Raw genomic sequence first — 18019 nt, 5'->3', positions numbered from 1 at the left:
AAAAATGTTAGAAGTGAGATCCTGATTTTCATCAGGATTAATTCAACTTACAGTTTGAAGTGCGTCTTCCAGACTTCTTCAAATTGAGTTTCATTAAAAGTAAAAAAGCATCAACCTTTTGGAAAGGATTAATGCTTTTTTGTGTGTTATGTGTATTTTTTATTTTAGATCCGTAAGTGGAAGTCCAAAATAGAATTCTAGTATTTTTAATCTAAAGATGTAATCAAATTTTGTACGAACCACATCTGATTCAGCGCTTTCCAATCGTTGTTTTGATTGACTAAAATCAAATGAATTCATCATACCTTCATTGAAACGTTCTGTTGAATATTTGTGTGCTTCTTTTCGAGATACTAATGTTTTTTCAGCAGCTTCATACGCTTTTAACGCTCCTTTTGTATCGTTGTATGCTTGGTTAACAGTTGCCTCTAAGTCAATTTTTACTTGATCCAAATTTAATTTTGCTCTTTCAATAGCAATTTCATTACGACGAACATTGTTACGCGCACTAAAACCATTTAAGATAGGAATGTTTAAACGTAAACCAAATGCATGGCTTTTGTTATCAGAAATTTGTATGTTAAATGGAGTTGTTGGGAACAATTCACTGTCAAAGTAATTTGTACTGAATCCGTAGAATGCTGAAAGACTTGGCAATCTTGCACCTTTAGCAATTTTTAAATCGTATTCAGCCAATTCAATATTTGATTCTGATATTTTTACATTGTTACGCACTTCCAACGATTTTTCAAATATTTGTCTTGGCGTATTGTTCATAATTGTCGTAGCCGGAATCATGTAATCACCTTCTGCTACATCAAAGTTTTCATAATCATTGATTAATAGTAATTGTGCCAAAGATATTTTAGAGAAACGCAATGCATTTTCAGCATTTACAATTTGTTGTTCTTGTGTTGCTGCATTCGCTTCTATTTCTAATGCATCTCCTTTTGGCACCACACCTTCTTTTACTAATTCGTTGGTACGTTTTAGCTCTGCAATGGTTACTGCATATTGTGTTTGTAATACTTTTAATGATTCTTTATTAAACAAAATTTGTAAAAAGCTTTGTACTACTTGTAGTGATGTATTGTCTTTGATATCATCTAACTGATATTGGTTTGCCAAAATTGCCAAATTTGCTCTGTGCAATCTGTTTACATTTTGCAATCCATTATAGATATCAACTCCAATATTCAGTGATCCACTTGTATTCTTCTGCGTTGCCGTTACAATTTGTCCTGTTAACGGGTTTTGACCCAAACCAATACTCCAAGAATGCGAAAATGATGCATTTGCAGTTGGTAAAAAGTTACCGATGGCGTCACTTTTACTTATTTCTGTATTTTTTCTATCTAACTGTGATTGTTTGATAGCGATATTATTTTCTAATGCATGGTCAACACATTCTTTTAATGTCCAGCTTTTCTGGGCATTTACCGTAGCAATTGTTCCTGCGATGAGCACGATGTATATAAAAACTTTTTTCATATGTATTGGTTATATTTTTTTAGCAATTAGTCGTTTGTTTCATCTTCATCTTCGCTTTCTCCGTCTTCGTTTTCACTATCAGATTTTCCCTCTTCGTCTTTCTTTGCTGCCTTTATGTTCCAAATTTTGATTTTATCTTCTTCTTTTAAACCAGAAAGAACTTCTATGTTTTTCCCATCAGAGATTCCTAACTCAATAAATTTCTTTTCAAATTTTTGATCTCCTGTTTCTATTTCCACATAAGGCTTGTCTTCATTTTTAGCATCAAATCGTAATAAAGCTTCGTCAATCACTAGAATATCTTCTTTTTTCTCTAATTCAATGGAAGCATTTGCACTATATCCAGCTCTGATGAAATAGTCATCATCTAAAGCAACGTCTGCTTTAATTTTAAATTGTACGGCTCCACTTTCTTCTACACCTTTTGGCGCTACAAATGTAAGCTTCGCTGCAAATTCTTTACCCTCAATAGCTCCTAAACTCACGGTTAATTCTGAGTTTGGCTTTAGTTTTCCAACCTCGGCTTCATCTACTTTTCCTTCGAAAATCATTTTTCCTAAGTCAGCAATCGTTGCAATACTTGTTCCTGCATTAAAGGTGTTACTTTCAATTACTTGATCTCCTTCTTTTACAGGAATCATTAAGATAGTTCCTGAAACTGTTGCTCTAATGTTTGTGTTTGCAGATGAACCTCCAACAGATCCTTTTTTGATGATTTGCAAATCACTTTGTGCATTACTAAGTTCTTGCTTTGACTGACTGTATGAAAGCTCTGCTCTTTCAAATTCTTGACTTGAAATAATACCTTTATCAAAAAGCGTTTTGTTTCTGTCATAAGCAATTTTTGCATTGTTTACCACAATTCGCGAATTTTTGATTCTGTTTTTTGCGCTGTTTAGTGATTGTTCGTTTGGCACTACTTTGATGCGTGCGATTAAATCTCCCGTTTTGATTTTATCACCTTCTTCCACAAATATTTTTTCAATAATTCCAGAAATTTGAGGCTTTATTTCAACTTCATCCTCAGGAATAACCGTTCCGGCTGCGACCGTTTTGGTAATAATGGTTGATTTAAAAGGTGTTGCCGTTTCAAACGTTTCTATACTTTTCTTGTTAGAATTGATGAAGTATGATGCAGCTCCAAATGCTCCTAAGATAAACACGATTAGTAATAGGATTAATAAAACTTTTTTCATTTTTTTTGTTCTTAAATTATGATATTGATTGATGTTATTGTTATTCTTCTCTTAATGCTTCAATAGGGCGAACACTTACTGCTCTTTGCGCTGGTATTAATCCTATTAGTGTTCCTAATACGACCATAAGTGCTATTGCCATTGCTATATATTCTAAACTTACTGTTGGATTGACAAATGGGAAATCATCTAAATCTTTCGCCACATTATTTAAACTAGATAATAATAATCCGCCAACGATCATTCCAAGAATTCCTGCTACTAACGTTAGGAATACAGATTCTAAAACGATTTGCCCACGAATTTCTCCTGGTGTTGCGCCTAATGCTCTTCTGATTCCAATTTCTTTGGTTCGTTCTTTTACCGTAATTAGTAAAATGTTTCCAATGGCAATGACGCCTGCAAGTATCGTAGCAATTCCAACGATGAGTGCTGTAAATTTTAATCCTTTGACAAATCCGGTTATTTTACCAAACATTTCTCCAAGGTTTGCGGCTCCAAAAGCTCTTTCGTCATCTGGATGCACAGAATATCTTCTTTTTAATAATGCTTTTGTTTTTTCTTCTATGGCAACGATATCTTCATCAGGATATCCTGCAATTACCATCCAACCAATTCTGTTACCAGTATTGAATACTTTTTTGAATGTTGTAAATGGAATGAAGATTGAATTGTCTCCTTCAAAGAAATCTGTATTGTTTCTTTTGTAGACTCCAACTACTTGAAAATACATGTTACTTATTTTGATATATTTTCCAACAGGATTTTCGCCTTTTGCAAATAGTTCTGTTTGAATACGTTCTCCAATAACACATATTTTACGTTTTTCATCAATGTCTTTTTGATTGAGAAAACGTCCTTCACGTATTTTCTTTTTTGACACCTTATCAATTACAGGATAATCGCCAAATACTTTGTAATTCCCCGATTTGAGATTGTTGACAACTAATGGTGGTGCGCCATCAAAGATTCCTTTTGCATTCCTAGGTGCTACAAACTGTACACCTTCTATCTGATTGGCAATTCGGTAGGTGTCACCAAGTTCTATTCGGACACTTCGGTTTCTATTGAAACCTCCATACGGAATTCCTGTTTGTTGCCCCCAAAGAAATATACTATTGGTAGCCATTCCTTTGAAATTAGCTTCAAATCCGTTTTCCATTCCTTTAGCTGCACCTTGCAATCCTATAAAGAGTAGAATTCCCCAAAATACACCAATGATCGTAATCGCCGTTCGTAATTTATTTTTACGAATGGATCCAAATATTTCTTGCCAAGTATCTCTTGTGAATATAAATCTCATCTGTGTGCTTTATTTTTTCCCATTATTCGTCTCTTAATGCTACAATTGGTTTTACTCTCGCGGCTCTTCTTGCAGGAATATATCCAGCAATTAATCCTGATAGTATTAAAATTACCGTTGCAAAAATGATGGTTCCTTGACTTACATTTGGATTGGTTATAAACCAGTCTTCCAATTTATTACCCATGGAGTTTAAGACAAAGTTTCCTATTAACAATCCGATATATCCAAATATCATGGTAATGACCATTGTTTCTTGCAAGATCATTCCAATTACAGTACTTGGTTTGGCTCCTAGTGCTTTTCGAATTCCGAGTTCTTTGGTTCGTTCTTTTACGATGTACACCATAATGTTACTAATTCCAATGACACCTGCAAACAAAGTTCCAAGACCTATCCAGAAAACGATGATTTGCAATACGTTTGCTAGTTGTAAGTTTTGCTCTAAATCTTCAATGACACTTTCTACATAGATTCCATTTCGATCGCTTGGCGCTATGTTGTGTTTGTCTTTGAGTACTTTTTTAATGTCTCTTGAAAGTCTTCGTGCGCCATTTGCACCGATTGCCATATCGTACGATAAGTTGATTTGATCAATTTTATCGGTGTTTTTATAAATTAATTGTGTGGTACTTACAGGTGTGTAAATGTTCCGTTCTTCTCGGTCACCACCTTCATCACTGAACACACCTACAACTCGGTATACAATTTTATTGAGTGTAAAATATTTACCAACCGCATTTTCATTTCCAAATAAATCCTTCTCTACCAAACGTCCAATGGTAGCAACGCGCGTATCTTTTTCAATATCATTTTCATTGATAAAACGTCCTCTATCAATGATAGTTTTTTCTAGATATTGATGTTCTGGATGCACTGCTCTTACTGTATAATTTCCGTATTCACTTTTGTATTTTACAGTAGTTCCTTTAGAAATACGTGCCGTAGTGAATTCAATACGATCCCCAAATTTTTCTTCTAGAAGCGCTAAGTCTTCATTTTTAAACTCTATACGTCTATTTTCTTTAAATCCTTTGAATGGTTTGGTTGCAAATCCAGGGTAGATAAATATGGTGTTTTGAGCATCATCTTGGAAGAATGTATAAAACGTATTTTTCAATCCGTTTCCCATTCCAAATAATACGGTAAATATTAAGATACCAAGCGTTACTGTAAAACCTGCTAACAGTGTTCTCAGCTTATTTTTGTTAATAGTTTGGAATATTTCTAGCCAACGATCTAAATCAAACATATTGTGAAGCTCTTACTTGTTCTACGAATTTATCTTCTACAATTTTACCATCTTTTAACTTCACGATTCTTTTCGTCATGTCTGCAATATCATGTTCGTGTGTTACTACTAATATTGTTTTCCCTTCGTCATTAATACCTTGAAGAAATTCCATAACTTCATACGAAGTTTGCGTATCTAATGCACCTGTTGGTTCATCGGCAAGTAATACTTTTGGCTCCGATGCTAATGCACGTGCAATTGCTACACGTTGTTTTTGACCACCAGAAAGTTCACTTGGTAAGTGATGTGCCCAATCTGCTAAACCAACTTTTTCTAAGTAGTATAGCGCTTTTTCTTTTCTTAATTTTCTTGAAAGTCCTTGATAGTATAAAGGCAATGCAACATTTTCCATCGCATTTTTATAATTGATCAAGTTGAATGATTGAAAGATGAATCCTAAGAATTTGTTGCGATATACCGCAGCTTTCTTTTCACTCAAGTTTTTAATAGGAACACCATCTAATACATACGAGCCTTTTTCGGCTTCATCAAGCATTCCGATAATGTTTAATAGTGTAGATTTTCCTGAACCAGAAGAGCCCATTATTGAAACAAATTCTCCCTCTTTTATATCAAGATTGATTCCTTTTAGTACGTGAAGACTATTACTTCCCATACGATACGATTTATGTAATTCGTCTATTTGAATCATAATTTGGTTTGATGTTAGTGTACACAATAGTACATATTTGCTGGTACAACTATTATTAATATTGTGTTAATCTTATTTTATGGCAAAACCATTATATGTAAGACTAATTAAGTATCGTTTCGTTACAAAAAAATTACACTTTTTTTTCTGCCGTTTTTTTATTGTACTTTTTGTAGATGAAAATCCCTAGTGTTGCCACTAAGATATACGGAATTGCCATAAGATATACGATTCCATTATTTACACCTTTTGCTTGCGAAAGATCTGACTCAGATTCCAAAACAGCTCTACACATGGCGCATTGTGCCTCTAATGAAAAAACACTAAGCATTATAATAAGTAATAGGATATACTTCTTTTTCATCATAACATTGCGTTTGCAGCGTCCATAGCATCTTTAATCATTAAATATACAATTACACCTGTAACTGCGACATATAACCAGATTGGGAAAGTGATCTTTGCTATTTTTTTATGTTTATCAAAACGTTTTGCCAACGCTTTTACATAGGTAATTAACACTAAAGGAATGATTGCGATGCTTAATATAATATGCGTAATTAGAATGAAGAAATACACATATCTTATAAATCCTTCGCCATCAAACTTTGTCGATTCTGAAGTCATGTGATACGCCACATACATTCCTAAGAATAGGACCGAAAGTCCAATGCATGTTTTCATTAAAACTTCATGTAGTTTGACTTTTTTATTTTTGATTGCAATTACCGCCGCAACTAATAAGACTGCCGTAATTCCGTTGATGGTTGCATAAATTGGAGGTAAAAACGTTAATGGTTTCGCATCTGGTATTTTTACACCAAATAAAACTGCTACAACGAGTGGAATTGCAATTGATAAGATAATAATCCACTTTTTGTATTTTTTTTCAATGTCATTGCTCGCTTCCATAATCTGAAATATCTATTCTTCTTCTAATAAATTTTTGATGTCTTCTTTTAACATCGCTACTTCTTTTTCATCCGTTCCTTGATAGTAAATTTTAGGATTTCCGTGATTATCTTTTCGAGAACGAATGAACCCATTTTTATCAATCAATGCAAAGTATCCTTGATGCTCAAATCCGCCAGCAACTTCCGGATTGATTCCTGCAAAAATATTGAATCCTGTATTGGACAACGCATGAATTTTTTCCAAATCGCCTGTTAAGAAATGCCAATTCAGTGATTTTACGCCGTAACGTTCTGCATATTCTTTTAATGCTTTTGGTGTATCATTTTCAGGATCGATGGTAAAAGAAGCGATAGCGAAATCATCTCTTTCATGAAATTCATCATCCAATGTTCGCATGTTTCTATTCATCACAGGACAGATTGTTGGACATGAAGCAAAGAAAAATTCCATCACAGTTACTTTCCCTTTGAAATCTATATTTGAAATTTCTAAACTGTCTTGATTTGTAAATAGGAACTCAGGAACACTTCGCGCTTTTCCGTTAATTTTTATAAATAATAGTTTTTTGTTGCGCTCCGTTCCTTCAATGTTCATTCTATCTTTTTCGACAGTAGCGCCATCTTTTATTCTATTTACAATTTTAGGAACGAAAATGATTCCGAAAACTAAAATTATTAACGCAATGCCTATATATGAATAGTTATTTTTCATCATGTTATTTTTTATCAACCTTAATAACCTCTTCTCTTCTTTTTTGCGATTCATCTTTTTCAGATGCCGTTCGACTTTGTTGAAATAAAATACGAATATCATCGGTCATTTTTCCAGAAAGTTCGGAAATACTGATGGTGTTGTAGCCGTACAACATATACGGTTTCACAACTTCTTCTCTTAATTCCACTTTGGAACGATCGTCAAAACGCCCACGAAGGTTTCTGTCTTTGTCAATGATGTATACATAATCGGAACTGTTATATCCATCTAAGACTAAAGGAGATTCTAGTCCGTTAAAAATTCGAACCAATTCTGTCTCATCAACCACCACAAAATTCCAAGATTTTAATTCGTCTGCAAAGCGACTGATTTCATATTTCAGACTTTTTACTTCTTCTTCCTGTCCAGATGTGATGAGCATTACAATTTGAAAATGCTTGAATCCACTGAAGCGTTTGTATATTTTTTGATTGAGGTTTAATACATTAATTTTTCTGTCTTTCACATTTCCACCGAGAAATCCGAGAATTGTAATTTTGCTTTCAAACTGAATCGTATCTTTCTTTTCAAATGATTCGTAATTAACAATTTCGGGAACGTTTGTTTTTATGACTGGAAGCGGCGTATAATTGTGCTTGGTAAAAAGAAGAACTAGCACTATAGCTATTGGCAATAAGAATAAAACGCCTAATATGATCTTCTTTTTCATCTGTAGTTTTTAATGTTTATGATCTGTTCGTTAGCATTTGCAAACCATTATTTTCACGATAATAAAACACAATGGTTTTGATGTATTTGAACGAAATGTTTCTTGAGTACAAAAATAAAAATCGATTCGCGATTAAACGCTATAATCTTTCCTTTTTTTGACTTTTTAGAAAGAATTAACAACTTGATTTTGAATTCTATAAACAACAAAAGTAATTCTTAATTATCGTGTATAAAAAAAGGCAGTATAATTACTGCCTTTTCTCTATATTTTATGTGTCATTTTTAAAAATTCCACTTGACAAATCCATTTGTTTTTACACCTTCAATATAGGTTGCCTCTTGTAGTAAGATGAAAAGCAAGTATGCGATTAAGAAAAAAGCGGTCCAAACAACGGCTCTTCTTAATGAACTTGTTTCATCACGCAAGTGCATAAAGTCCCAAGCAATGTAATATGCTTTCACTAATGTTAGAATGATGAAAATCCAGTTCAATGCTTTCATTCCTAATGGATACCATTCCGTTAAAGACTTAGGTTTTACAATACCTAATCCAACTTCTATGATTGTTATAATAGATAAGAAGATCAATACGCCCCAAATTTTCTGAACGTTTGACTTGAACTTTAATGTTCCTCTAAATATTGCTAATTTATGTGTGTTATCGTGTCCCATGATCTATGATACTCTTTCTTTTCTTAATATTAAACTAGGTAGAAGAATGTAAATACAAATACCCAAACTAAATCTACAAAGTGCCAGTAAAGTCCAACTTTTTCTACCATTTCGTAGTTATTCTTTCTTCTTTCGTACGTTCCTAAGATTACGTTGAAGAAGATAATAACATTGATTAATACTCCCGAAAATACGTGGAATCCGTGGAATCCAGTAATGAAGAAGAAGAAATCAGCAAATAATCTGTTTCCGTATTCGTTGTGGATAAGATTTGCACCTTTTACATATACTACAGCGTCTTTTAGAGCTTTTACAGATTCAGCTCTTGTCAACACTCCTTTTTGCCCTGTTTGATCAGCATTTACATACATTTTTTCAAAACGTTCTGCTTTTGCGATACTTTCCGCATCTCCCGAAGCTTTTAATTCGGATATGTTTGGCATTAATGTTTGTGTGCGTACTGCAAGATTTGCTTTATGATTGAATCCAGTTACGACATCTTGTACTGAGTATGCTGGCAATGCAGATTCTGATGTAAACCAAAGTCCTTCTTTACTTTTGTGCTGTATTCTTTCTTTATGAGAAGCTGTTGCGAAATCTTCGACGGAAACTCGATGCATTTTTTCATCGCCTTCTTCCATGTCTGTATTCACAAATTGAAGTATTTGACCACCTTTTGTTTCTAACGCTCCATAAGAACCTTGAATAAAGTTTGTCCATTCCCAAGCTTGTGAACCTAAGAATATTCCTCCACCAATAATGGTAAGGAACATATAGAAAGTTACTTTTTTCTTATCCATGTGGTGACCAGCATCTACGGCTAGTACCATGGTTACAGAAGAAGCAATTAATATAAACGTCATTAAGGCAACGAAATACATTGGATGATCTCCATGTAAACCTGGAAAGTGATTATACACTTCATCGGCAATTGGCCATGAATCGATGAATTTGAATCTTGAGAATCCGTACGCAGCTAAAAATCCTGAGAATGTTAGTGCATCAGATAATAAAAAGAACCACATCATCATTTTTCCATAGCTGGCTTTTAGCGGCTCATTGCCGCCTCCCCAAACTTTACCTTCAGTACCTGTATTTGAAACAGTAGCTTCCATAAAAAGTATGCATTTTTAAAAAATTGTTCAAATTTACGTTTTTTTCTTATCTTAAGAAATATAAAAATAGAAACAAGAAGACCCATAGAAAATCTAGGAAATGCCAAAACATTGCACCTAGTTCTAAACCAAGCGTTTGTCCTTGTTTATACTTTTGTTTAAAATGATTATAAATTACAACCAATAACACCAAAATACCAGCAAAAACGTGTAGTATATGTGTAAATGTCACAATATACAAGAAAGAGGTGGTTACTGTGCTTCCTTCTCCTGTGAAACGATACCCACTTTCTATGATTTGACCGAACCCTACAAATTGTAAAATTACGAATGCTAATCCGAGTCCTAATGTTGCTAATAAATATACTGTTGTTGTTTGATGTAATCCTTTTTGAATGGCACTTTTTGCCATATAAAATGTAATACTACTCACCATAATCACCAATGTACTCAAGAAAAAAGCCGTTGGCATTTGAAAGTCTTTTAACCAATCTGGACGCTCTTGACTTACAATGTACGCGCTTGTTAATCCTGCAAACATCATGAACATGCTAATCATAGCAAACCACAACATCATTTTCTTTGATCTATCTTGCTTTTCTTGAAATGTTCCTTGCGTTAAATCCATATTTTACTGTAAAAATTTATCTATAACAAATAGTATCTGTATCATCGTGATATAGCCAACACTTGCTAACATTAATGCTTTTGCGGATTTGTTATCCATCTTTTTATATAAGCGGATTGCATAGTACAACAATCCAAGTCCTGTGATGAATACTAATATTGCAGCTACAATAGATAGTTTTAATTCGCCTGTAAGTCCAGTTGCTGGAAATACTGAGATTAAAATCAACCAAACTGTGTACATGATAATTTGCAAGGCAGTTGCTTTGTTTCTTTTTCCTGTTGGTAACATAAAGAATCCACCTTTTTTGTAATCATCAAATAAAAACCAACCAATTGCCCAAAAGTGCGGAAATTGCCAAAAGAATTGAATCATAAAAAGTGTTCCTGGTTCTATTCCAAAATTACCCGTAGCAGCTACCCAACCTAACATGAAAGGAATTGCACCTGGTAATGCGCCTACAAATACAGCTAACGGTGTTTTTGTTTTTAAAGGCGTATATACGCATGTATATAAGAAGATAGAAATTGCCCCAAACATCGCTGTTTTAGGATTTATAGTATATAAAATTACAATTCCTGCGAGTGTTAATACAGATGCAATGATAAAAGCGGTCGTAGTTGACATACGACCCGATGGAATAGGTCTGTCTTTCGTACGATCCATCAAAGCGTCTAAATCACGTTCAATGATTTGATTGAACGCATTGGAAGCTCCAACCATAAAATAACCTCCTAAAGCTAATAAAGCCAAAACTTTAAAACTAAAACCATCTAAACCAACTGCAAGTAAATATCCTGCTAAAGAAGAAAAGACAACGCTAATTGCTAATCCTACTTTTGTGAGCTGTTTAAAATCTTCAATTATTGAAGTAAATGAGTATGTTTTTTTGAGTGTATTCAATGCCGTTTTCATCAACCTTACTAAATTCCTGCAAAGATAAAGTACTAATCCATTGTGTGCAATGATTTCAAAGAGTTTTAATGCTTTTGTGGATAGTTATTGCAATTCTATTTTTATCTTTGAAAAGGAAGTTCGTTCAGAAACGACTACTGTCAAAAATCTAAATCTTATGAAATTTCTAAAAATTACGCTACTACTCACTTTTCTTATGGCTGTTTCTATTGGGTTTGCCCAGAAAAAAGAGGTGCAAATTAAAGTGAATAAAGTAACTGATAATGTATATATGCTCATTGGGCAAGGTGGAAATATTGCAATTTCCGTTGGTGAAGATGGTGTTTTTATGATTGATGATCAATTTGCACACTTAACACCAAAAATTTTAGCCGCTATTAAAACAGTTACTGATAAACCTATTAAGTTTTTAATTAATACGCATTGGCATGGCGATCATACTGGAGGAAATGAAAATATTAATAAAGAAGGTGCCGTCATTGTAGCACATGAAAACGTGAGAAAACGCATGAGTGTTAATCAGTTTAATAAAGATCGAAACCGCACTACGCCAGCATCGCCAAAAGGTGCATTGCCCGTAGTTACATTTTCAAAAGATGTTTCTTTTCATTTTAATGATGAGGATATTTTTATTTTCCACGTTCATGAAGCACATACAGACGGTGATGCCATGGTTTATTTTACGAAAAGTAATGTTTTACACATGGGAGACACATACTTTCAAGGAAAATATCCTTTTATCGATTTGAATTCTGGCGGAAGCACACAAGGATATATTGCCGCAATAAAGAAAGCGTTGTTATTGATTAATGAAGAAACGAAAGTAATTCCTGGACATAGAAATCTTTCTACGAAAGCTGAATTACAGGCATATTTAAAAATGCTTGAAAGTATTGAGGAAATTATCTTAGCTGAAATTAAAGCTGGTAAAACTGAAGAAGAAGTAACAAAAAATACTTCACTCACCAAAAAGTATGATGATTTAGGTTACGGTGATTGGTTTATTTCTGGAGAAGTCTTGCGAAAAACGTTTTATAGAAGTCTACAAAAAGTTCAGTAAGCTTTCAAAATTTACAACAATCACTCCAGCAATTGTAAAAAATATACAACCCAGTAGAAATACTGGGTATTCTTTTACAATATAATTGGACCCTCTACTCCTTTTATAAACAGATAAATCAAGAGATTTATATCCTAGATATATGAATGGTATAATTAATAAAAAAACGAAAAGCGGCTTAATCATTTTTAATATAGGTTTGGTGGTACAAGAAATTGGATTTCTCGTGATTTGTGGTTATCGAGGCTATTGTAACAAATCTAATAAAAAAAATTTAATTTAACTATTAAAAATCAAAATACCAATTGAAAATATCAGTTCTAATTCCAAAATTAAACCATGTTGTGTTCTCTTTGAAATTTACCAAGGTATTTGCATCCGGATTAAAGCTTCGATACGTAAGATTGGCAAAGATTTTTAAGTTCGTTTTTGGATTTACGATGTAACCAACATTCAAATCACCAATCAGAATATTTGCCTTATTCCCTTGTAATAATTCGATGCCAGTATCACCTACTCTGTTATCATTATCAATATAAATGTTGCTCCCATAACTCGTAGCATCAATTGTTGGATCAAAATCAAATCCTCTTTGCCCGTAAATTAATTTAGCACTTCCATACCAACGTTTGTAATTGTAGCGTGCAATTCCGATGAGTTCGCGAAAATTTGCGCCCCATAAATGTGCTAACGATTGATTGTTATGTCCATAATTTGTAGCTACCTGATTGTGCGAATATGTATATGGTCGCACTTGATTATATTCTAGTTGCAACAATAAATTATCTACTTTGAATGCATTGTAATATTTTGCGCCTAGTTGAAAACCAAATTTGTTTTTCCAACTTTGATTTCCTGCTTTGATATCATTTAATGAAAATTCATCTAATATAAATTGACCATAGAAATTAATATTATCATTCCATTTGTATTTTGAACTCAATCCAACAATGGCATTTCCAGATCGTGAACCAGTTGAGAATTCGATCGCTCTGTAAAATATAATTGGATTTACATAGTTAATATCAAACCCGCGATTGTTATCGTTTTTCCAAATAACAGATTCAAACAAACCAATGTTTAGTTTTTTAGAAACATTCCAGCTTAAGTAATGATTCGCAATGTATTTTGTGAGGAAAGCTCCATCTTCCGTAACTTCTGGTCGTACATCGCGCAACCACATCCAAGTATTCGTATATTTTATCTTCCAGAAAGATGTATTTAGTTTTACAAAAGGAAATGGACTTACAGCATCACTCACAAATAAGGAACGATATCCATCACCAATAAAGTTTTTCCCGTGACCCAATTGCACATTAAACATTTTGTTTGGTGCATACGAAATATAACCTTCCGCAACTGGATAATCATACGCATCTGTTTTAAATCCTTTGGCAATTCCGCGTCCAGGAATAATCGCAGGATTTCCACCTGATGGTTTTATACTTTCTGCATATCTATTAAAATAATCTGCAAATCGTCCTTGACTTTCAAATACCGTTGCCGAAAAATTAAACCCTTTCCCTAAACCACCTTGCACTTGAACACCTCTGGTATTATTATATGTATAATCGACTTCGCCGCCCGTATTTTTACCCAATTGCAAATCTAAAATAGGATCTAATACAAACCAATAGTTTTTACCTTTGACAGTCACCATGTGTTCGTTCCATAATTTGCGTCCTACCCAAGAAGAAGCTTCTTTTTTGAGTGTTGCCTGTTGCGCATTAAAGTCATAATAGTTTGAAACTGTATTATATAAAAGTGGTTTTGAAGCCGTATGACTGTTTGTTCCAACTAAGTTTACTTGTCTGTCAAAATACGCATACATATCATGCGAAAACGGAATGTTTAAATTGCTTTTATATAGCTCATCTTGATAGGTTTCTAATTCAGAATTGACATTCTCAAATTCTTTTTTAGCCGCAACTTCTAAAGCATTTTCTTTTTCCTCAAGTGTTTTCAGACTTTCGATAGCATCAACACTTCCTAGCGGAATGTTTAATTTCATCGTAAACTGCATGTAGGTTGTTCTTCCACTGTATGTCGGTGCTACAATTTCTGGAAGCAATTCAAAAACACGTTTTATTTCTGTTTTGAGTTCTTTATAAACCGCATCTACATATAAGACTTTAAATTTACCTTCTTTGGTTACTTCAAATAATACAATCATTTCACCTGTATAGTTTTCCGTACTGATGATTTCTGGAAGCTTGAAATTTGTATTGATAAATGTTTGCAAAGTAGTATTGAAGCAATTTTCCAGATTTGCAATTTCTACGTTTTCGCATTCTGTAAATACAGGGTATTTTTCATAATCGCTATTTGAGGTAGATATTTGCCCAAACGCGATTTGAAAAACGAAAAATACAAGTATTAAAAGAGCTGTTTTTAGTCGAAACATATTTGGAGGTTTTATTGGCTGGAAAGATACTTAAAATAGATTCATTACGTATAATTCTGATGTTAGAATCTTAAAAAAGCACTTTCATTTTTCATTAATTAGAAAAAAATCAAAGTGCTTTTTGAGTATTTTGTAAAAAAAAGTGCGCAAATTGAACGCATTTTCGCTTAAAAAAGCAAATATATAACGATAATATGCATTAATTAGGTTAAAGAAAAGCTGTGTAAGCTACTTTTTCGTACTTTTGTAGTGTACTTTCTGATTAAATGACCTTTGTAAGTCTTGGTAACATTTACAAAAGGCTTTAAGTTGACATTTTTCATAATAATCGGTTTTAATGTTAATGTAATGATATGTCACAGAAAGTATACCTAAAAAACCGAGTTAATAACTCGGTTTTCCTTTTTTATAAATGTTCCTTTTTGTTTTAATTTACTCTGAAAACAATTGGCAATGTATATTTTACCTTCACACTTTTATTTTGCTGTTTTCCTGGTTCCATTTTTGGAAGCAATTTAATTACACGTTCTGCTTCTTTTTGAAGTTTTGGATGTGGCGCACGCGATTGAATTCCTGCTACGTTTCCGTTTTCATCAATCATAAAAAACACATCGATACGCTTTACTCCTTCGTCCAAACCTAATTCTTCCGCTAACCCTGTATCAAATTTTCTGTTTACGTGTTTTTGAATCTTTTCAGACATACACTTTTTTCTTTTCGCTTTGCTAGTATATTTTTCACAACCTGGAAAAATTGGTGCAAATTCTACAAATGCAAAAGGAACTTCTTCAATAACCTCTTCAGTGTCGGCAACATCAACAGCATTTGGATCAAAGTCTTTCGTAACTTCTTTTGGTGTTGTGCTTGTTTCTAAAACAGTTGCTTTGAGTTTTGTATCATCTGGCACTTCTTTGAGTTCATCTGCGATGATTTGTTTCTCAACAAGTGGTTCAGGCTTTAGCTTTTCTACCACTTTTACTTCTTCTGGCGTAAAAGGTTCCACATACGCAACATCGTCTTCTAATATAGCGACATCAACTGCTTCTGTTTTAGCTGTAGCTGTTTCCACCTGAAATAGTGTGTAGACAATGAATAAACTCAGCGCGAGACTTACTGAGAATCGTAACAAAGGACTTCTTTGGATTTTTAAATCATTCTTTTTGGCAAGGTGACTTTCGTGTACACCTGTTGCATTCACATTTTCTGTGTAATTGACATTTTTCATAAAATCGGTTTTAATGTTAATGTTCTGTTAACTACACAAGAAACGTACCAAAAAGAAAGCCCGAGCAAGTTGCTCGGGCTTTTTATATATTTTTTAAGTGTTTTTTTTTGAATTACTGCACTTTGAAAACAATTGGTAACGTATAGTTTACACCTACTGGCTTTCCTCTTTGTTTACCTGGCTTCATTTTCGGCAAACTTCTAATTACTTTTTCAGCTTCTTTCGCTAATCTTGGATGTGGCGCTCTTGAACGTACATCAGTAATATTACCTTGTCTGTCGATTTTGAATACTACAAATATTTTTTGTACACCTTCTAAATCTAAATCAGATGCAAGTTCAGTATTAAACTTTTTGTTTACGTGCTTTTGCACTTGCTCAGACATACACTTTTTACGTTCCTTCTTGCTTGCGTATTTCTCACAACCAGGAAATATTGGTGCATCTTCAATTACTGAGAAAGGTACATCTTCAATTATTTCTTCTTCTTCTTCAATTTCAACAGTTTCAACCTCTTGAATTACTTCTTCTTCAGACGTTTCAGCAGATTCAATTACTGTTTCTTCTACTTCTTCCTCATCCTCTACCACTTCAATTATTTCTGGTGCTGGTGGCGGTGGCGGTGGTGGCGGTTGTATTTGTTGTTGTGTCATGATCATTTCTTCATCATCATTTTCAATCATGTCAACGACTTCTTCTTTTGCTACTTCATCGTAAGCAGTCCACTCCATACCTTGCCAGATAAGAAATGTTACTAATGCTAAACCTAAGGCAAGGTAAAAAACGCTATTTTTCCTTAAATCAACATCTGGATTCTTTTTTGCTTCCATAATAATTTAGTTTTAATGTTCGCTAATTTAATTATTTATTAGCAGAAAAAACAATTAATTTTCTGTTTTTAACTTTCTACTGTTCAATACAATATACTTTATGAGTATTATTGCAAGTATCGTACCAATTGTATTTGCTAAAACATCTTGCCAGTCTCCTTGTCGGTTACTAACTAATGTTTCTTGCATAATTTCAACACATATTCCATAAATAATTGCAAAAATAGCACTCGCTATAATGGCATTTTTTTGGAAAAATTTATTTGTGATTCCTTTTGAAAAGGAAAAAAACCAAAGAATGGCAAATATAAAATATACCAATCCGTGTATTAGCTTATCCGCAAAAGAGAATCCAAGATTGGGTGCTCCTTCTAAAGATATTAAACTAAGAAATGTAAGTATAATGATCCAAGCTATTGCAAAGATGGAATATATATACTTACGCACTAAGAGATTCTTTGTATTGGTCAGCACTTAACAAATCGTCAATTTCTGATGCATCAGAAATTTTAATTTTAATCATCCAACCTTTTCCATAAGGATCTTTGTTTACAACTTCTGGTTCGTCTTCTAATTCTTCATTGAATTCCGAAACTTCTCCTGATAATGGCATGAATAAGTCAGAAACCGTTTTTACTGCTTCTACAGTTCCAAAAACTTCATCTCTTGCAACTTCATCATCTAAAGTGTCCACATCAACATATACAATGTCTCCTAACTCTCCTTGTGCATAATCTGTAATTCCAACAGTTGCAATATCACCTTCAACTTTAACCCATTCGTGGTCTTTTGTATATTTTAAGTCAGCTGGTATGTTCATTTTTTACTATGTTATTTTTGTTATCGTTTGAACAAATGTAGTTCTTTCTCTTTAAGTTTTCAACTCCAATTATTG

19 protein-coding genes are annotated in these 18019 nt (G+C 33.4%); 1 reads left to right on the top strand and 18 read right to left on the bottom strand.

Annotated features, from left to right (window positions below; genetic code table 11):
- Positions 1-159: 159 nt before the first annotated feature.
- The 13 genes from H2O64_RS00355 to cyoE all read right to left on the bottom strand — a co-directional run bounded on the left by H2O64_RS00355 (position 160) and on the right by cyoE (position 11606).
- On the bottom strand, positions 160-1491 hold the full coding sequence (locus tag H2O64_RS00355) for a TolC family protein (RefSeq protein ID WP_187560147.1): 1332 nt from the start codon (positions 1489-1491) through the stop codon (positions 160-162).
- A 26-nt stretch (positions 1492-1517) separates the two neighbouring features.
- Entirely contained in the window at positions 1518-2687 is a 1170-nt protein-coding gene (locus tag H2O64_RS00350; RefSeq protein WP_187560146.1) for an efflux RND transporter periplasmic adaptor subunit, read from the bottom strand.
- A 40-nt stretch (positions 2688-2727) separates the two neighbouring features.
- Positions 2728-3990: an ABC transporter permease gene (locus H2O64_RS00345; protein ID WP_187560145.1), complete on the bottom strand. Its 1263-nt coding sequence runs from the start codon at positions 3988-3990 to the stop codon at positions 2728-2730.
- Positions 3991-4012: 22 nt separating this feature from the next.
- On the bottom strand, positions 4013-5242 hold the full coding sequence (locus tag H2O64_RS00340; protein ID WP_187560144.1) for an ABC transporter permease: 1230 nt from the start codon (positions 5240-5242) through the stop codon (positions 4013-4015).
- A complete protein-coding gene (locus tag H2O64_RS00335) occupies positions 5235-5936 on the bottom strand; it encodes an ABC transporter ATP-binding protein (RefSeq protein WP_187560143.1) in 702 nt (233 codons plus the stop codon). Before H2O64_RS00335 ends, H2O64_RS00340 begins: the two co-directional genes overlap by 8 nt.
- Before the next feature lie 133 nt (positions 5937-6069).
- Positions 6070-6300, bottom strand: a complete 231-nt coding sequence (locus H2O64_RS00330) for a hypothetical protein (protein WP_187560694.1) — start codon at positions 6298-6300, stop codon at positions 6070-6072.
- Positions 6300-6848: a DUF420 domain-containing protein gene (locus tag H2O64_RS00325; RefSeq protein ID WP_187560142.1), complete on the bottom strand. Its 549-nt coding sequence runs from the start codon at positions 6846-6848 to the stop codon at positions 6300-6302. The genes H2O64_RS00330 and H2O64_RS00325 overlap by 1 nt, the downstream gene beginning before the upstream one ends.
- Before the next feature lie 12 nt (positions 6849-6860).
- Positions 6861-7562 carry an SCO family protein gene (locus H2O64_RS00320; RefSeq protein WP_187560693.1) on the bottom strand — a complete coding sequence of 234 codons (702 nt, stop codon included), beginning with the start codon at positions 7560-7562 and terminating at the stop codon, positions 6861-6863.
- 4 nt (positions 7563-7566) lie between these two features.
- Positions 7567-8274, bottom strand: coding sequence for a hypothetical protein (locus H2O64_RS00315; RefSeq protein ID WP_187560141.1), 708 nt, complete (start codon positions 8272-8274; stop codon positions 7567-7569).
- Positions 8275-8558: 284 nt separating this feature from the next.
- Entirely contained in the window at positions 8559-8948 is a 390-nt protein-coding gene (locus H2O64_RS00310; protein WP_187560140.1) for a cytochrome C oxidase subunit IV family protein, read from the bottom strand.
- A 29-nt stretch (positions 8949-8977) separates the two neighbouring features.
- A complete protein-coding gene (locus H2O64_RS00305) occupies positions 8978-10063 on the bottom strand; it encodes a cytochrome c oxidase subunit 3 (protein WP_187560139.1) in 1086 nt (361 codons plus the stop codon).
- Positions 10064-10109: 46 nt separating this feature from the next.
- Complete coding sequence (locus tag H2O64_RS00300) at positions 10110-10691, bottom strand: cytochrome c oxidase subunit 3 (protein ID WP_187560138.1); 582 nt, start codon at positions 10689-10691, stop codon at positions 10110-10112.
- Between the two features lie 3 nt (positions 10692-10694).
- On the bottom strand, positions 10695-11606 hold the full coding sequence (gene cyoE, locus H2O64_RS00295; protein ID WP_187560137.1) for a heme o synthase: 912 nt from the start codon (positions 11604-11606) through the stop codon (positions 10695-10697).
- A gap of 157 nt (positions 11607-11763) precedes the next feature.
- Between cyoE and H2O64_RS00290 the strand changes: the two genes are divergently transcribed.
- Positions 11764-12666, top strand: coding sequence for an MBL fold metallo-hydrolase (locus H2O64_RS00290; protein ID WP_187560136.1), 903 nt, complete (start codon positions 11764-11766; stop codon positions 12664-12666).
- 286 nt (positions 12667-12952) lie between these two features.
- Here H2O64_RS00290 and H2O64_RS00285 read toward each other — a convergent pair whose 3' ends face one another.
- The 5 genes from H2O64_RS00285 to gcvH form a co-directional block, all read right to left on the bottom strand.
- On the bottom strand, positions 12953-15070 hold the full coding sequence (locus H2O64_RS00285) for a gliding motility protein RemB (RefSeq protein WP_187560135.1): 2118 nt from the start codon (positions 15068-15070) through the stop codon (positions 12953-12955).
- A gap of 427 nt (positions 15071-15497) precedes the next feature.
- On the bottom strand, positions 15498-16295 hold the full coding sequence (locus tag H2O64_RS00280) for an energy transducer TonB (protein ID WP_187560134.1): 798 nt from the start codon (positions 16293-16295) through the stop codon (positions 15498-15500).
- A gap of 112 nt (positions 16296-16407) precedes the next feature.
- Positions 16408-17124 carry an energy transducer TonB gene (locus H2O64_RS00275; protein WP_187560133.1) on the bottom strand — a complete coding sequence of 239 codons (717 nt, stop codon included), beginning with the start codon at positions 17122-17124 and terminating at the stop codon, positions 16408-16410.
- Positions 17125-17178: 54 nt separating this feature from the next.
- Positions 17179-17571, bottom strand: a complete 393-nt coding sequence (locus H2O64_RS24140) for a VanZ family protein (protein WP_187560132.1) — start codon at positions 17569-17571, stop codon at positions 17179-17181.
- Positions 17564-17944, bottom strand: a complete 381-nt coding sequence (gene gcvH / locus H2O64_RS00265) for a glycine cleavage system protein GcvH (RefSeq protein ID WP_187560131.1) — start codon at positions 17942-17944, stop codon at positions 17564-17566. Before gcvH ends, H2O64_RS24140 begins: the two co-directional genes overlap by 8 nt.
- Positions 17945-18019 lie beyond the last annotated feature (75 nt).

The organism is Kordia aestuariivivens, from assembly GCF_014397005.1.
Taxonomy (GTDB): Bacteria; Bacteroidota; Bacteroidia; order Flavobacteriales; family Flavobacteriaceae; genus Kordia; species Kordia aestuariivivens.
The sequence above is the reverse complement of the archived record's forward strand: the minus strand, read 5'-3'. Positions and strand labels throughout refer to the sequence as shown.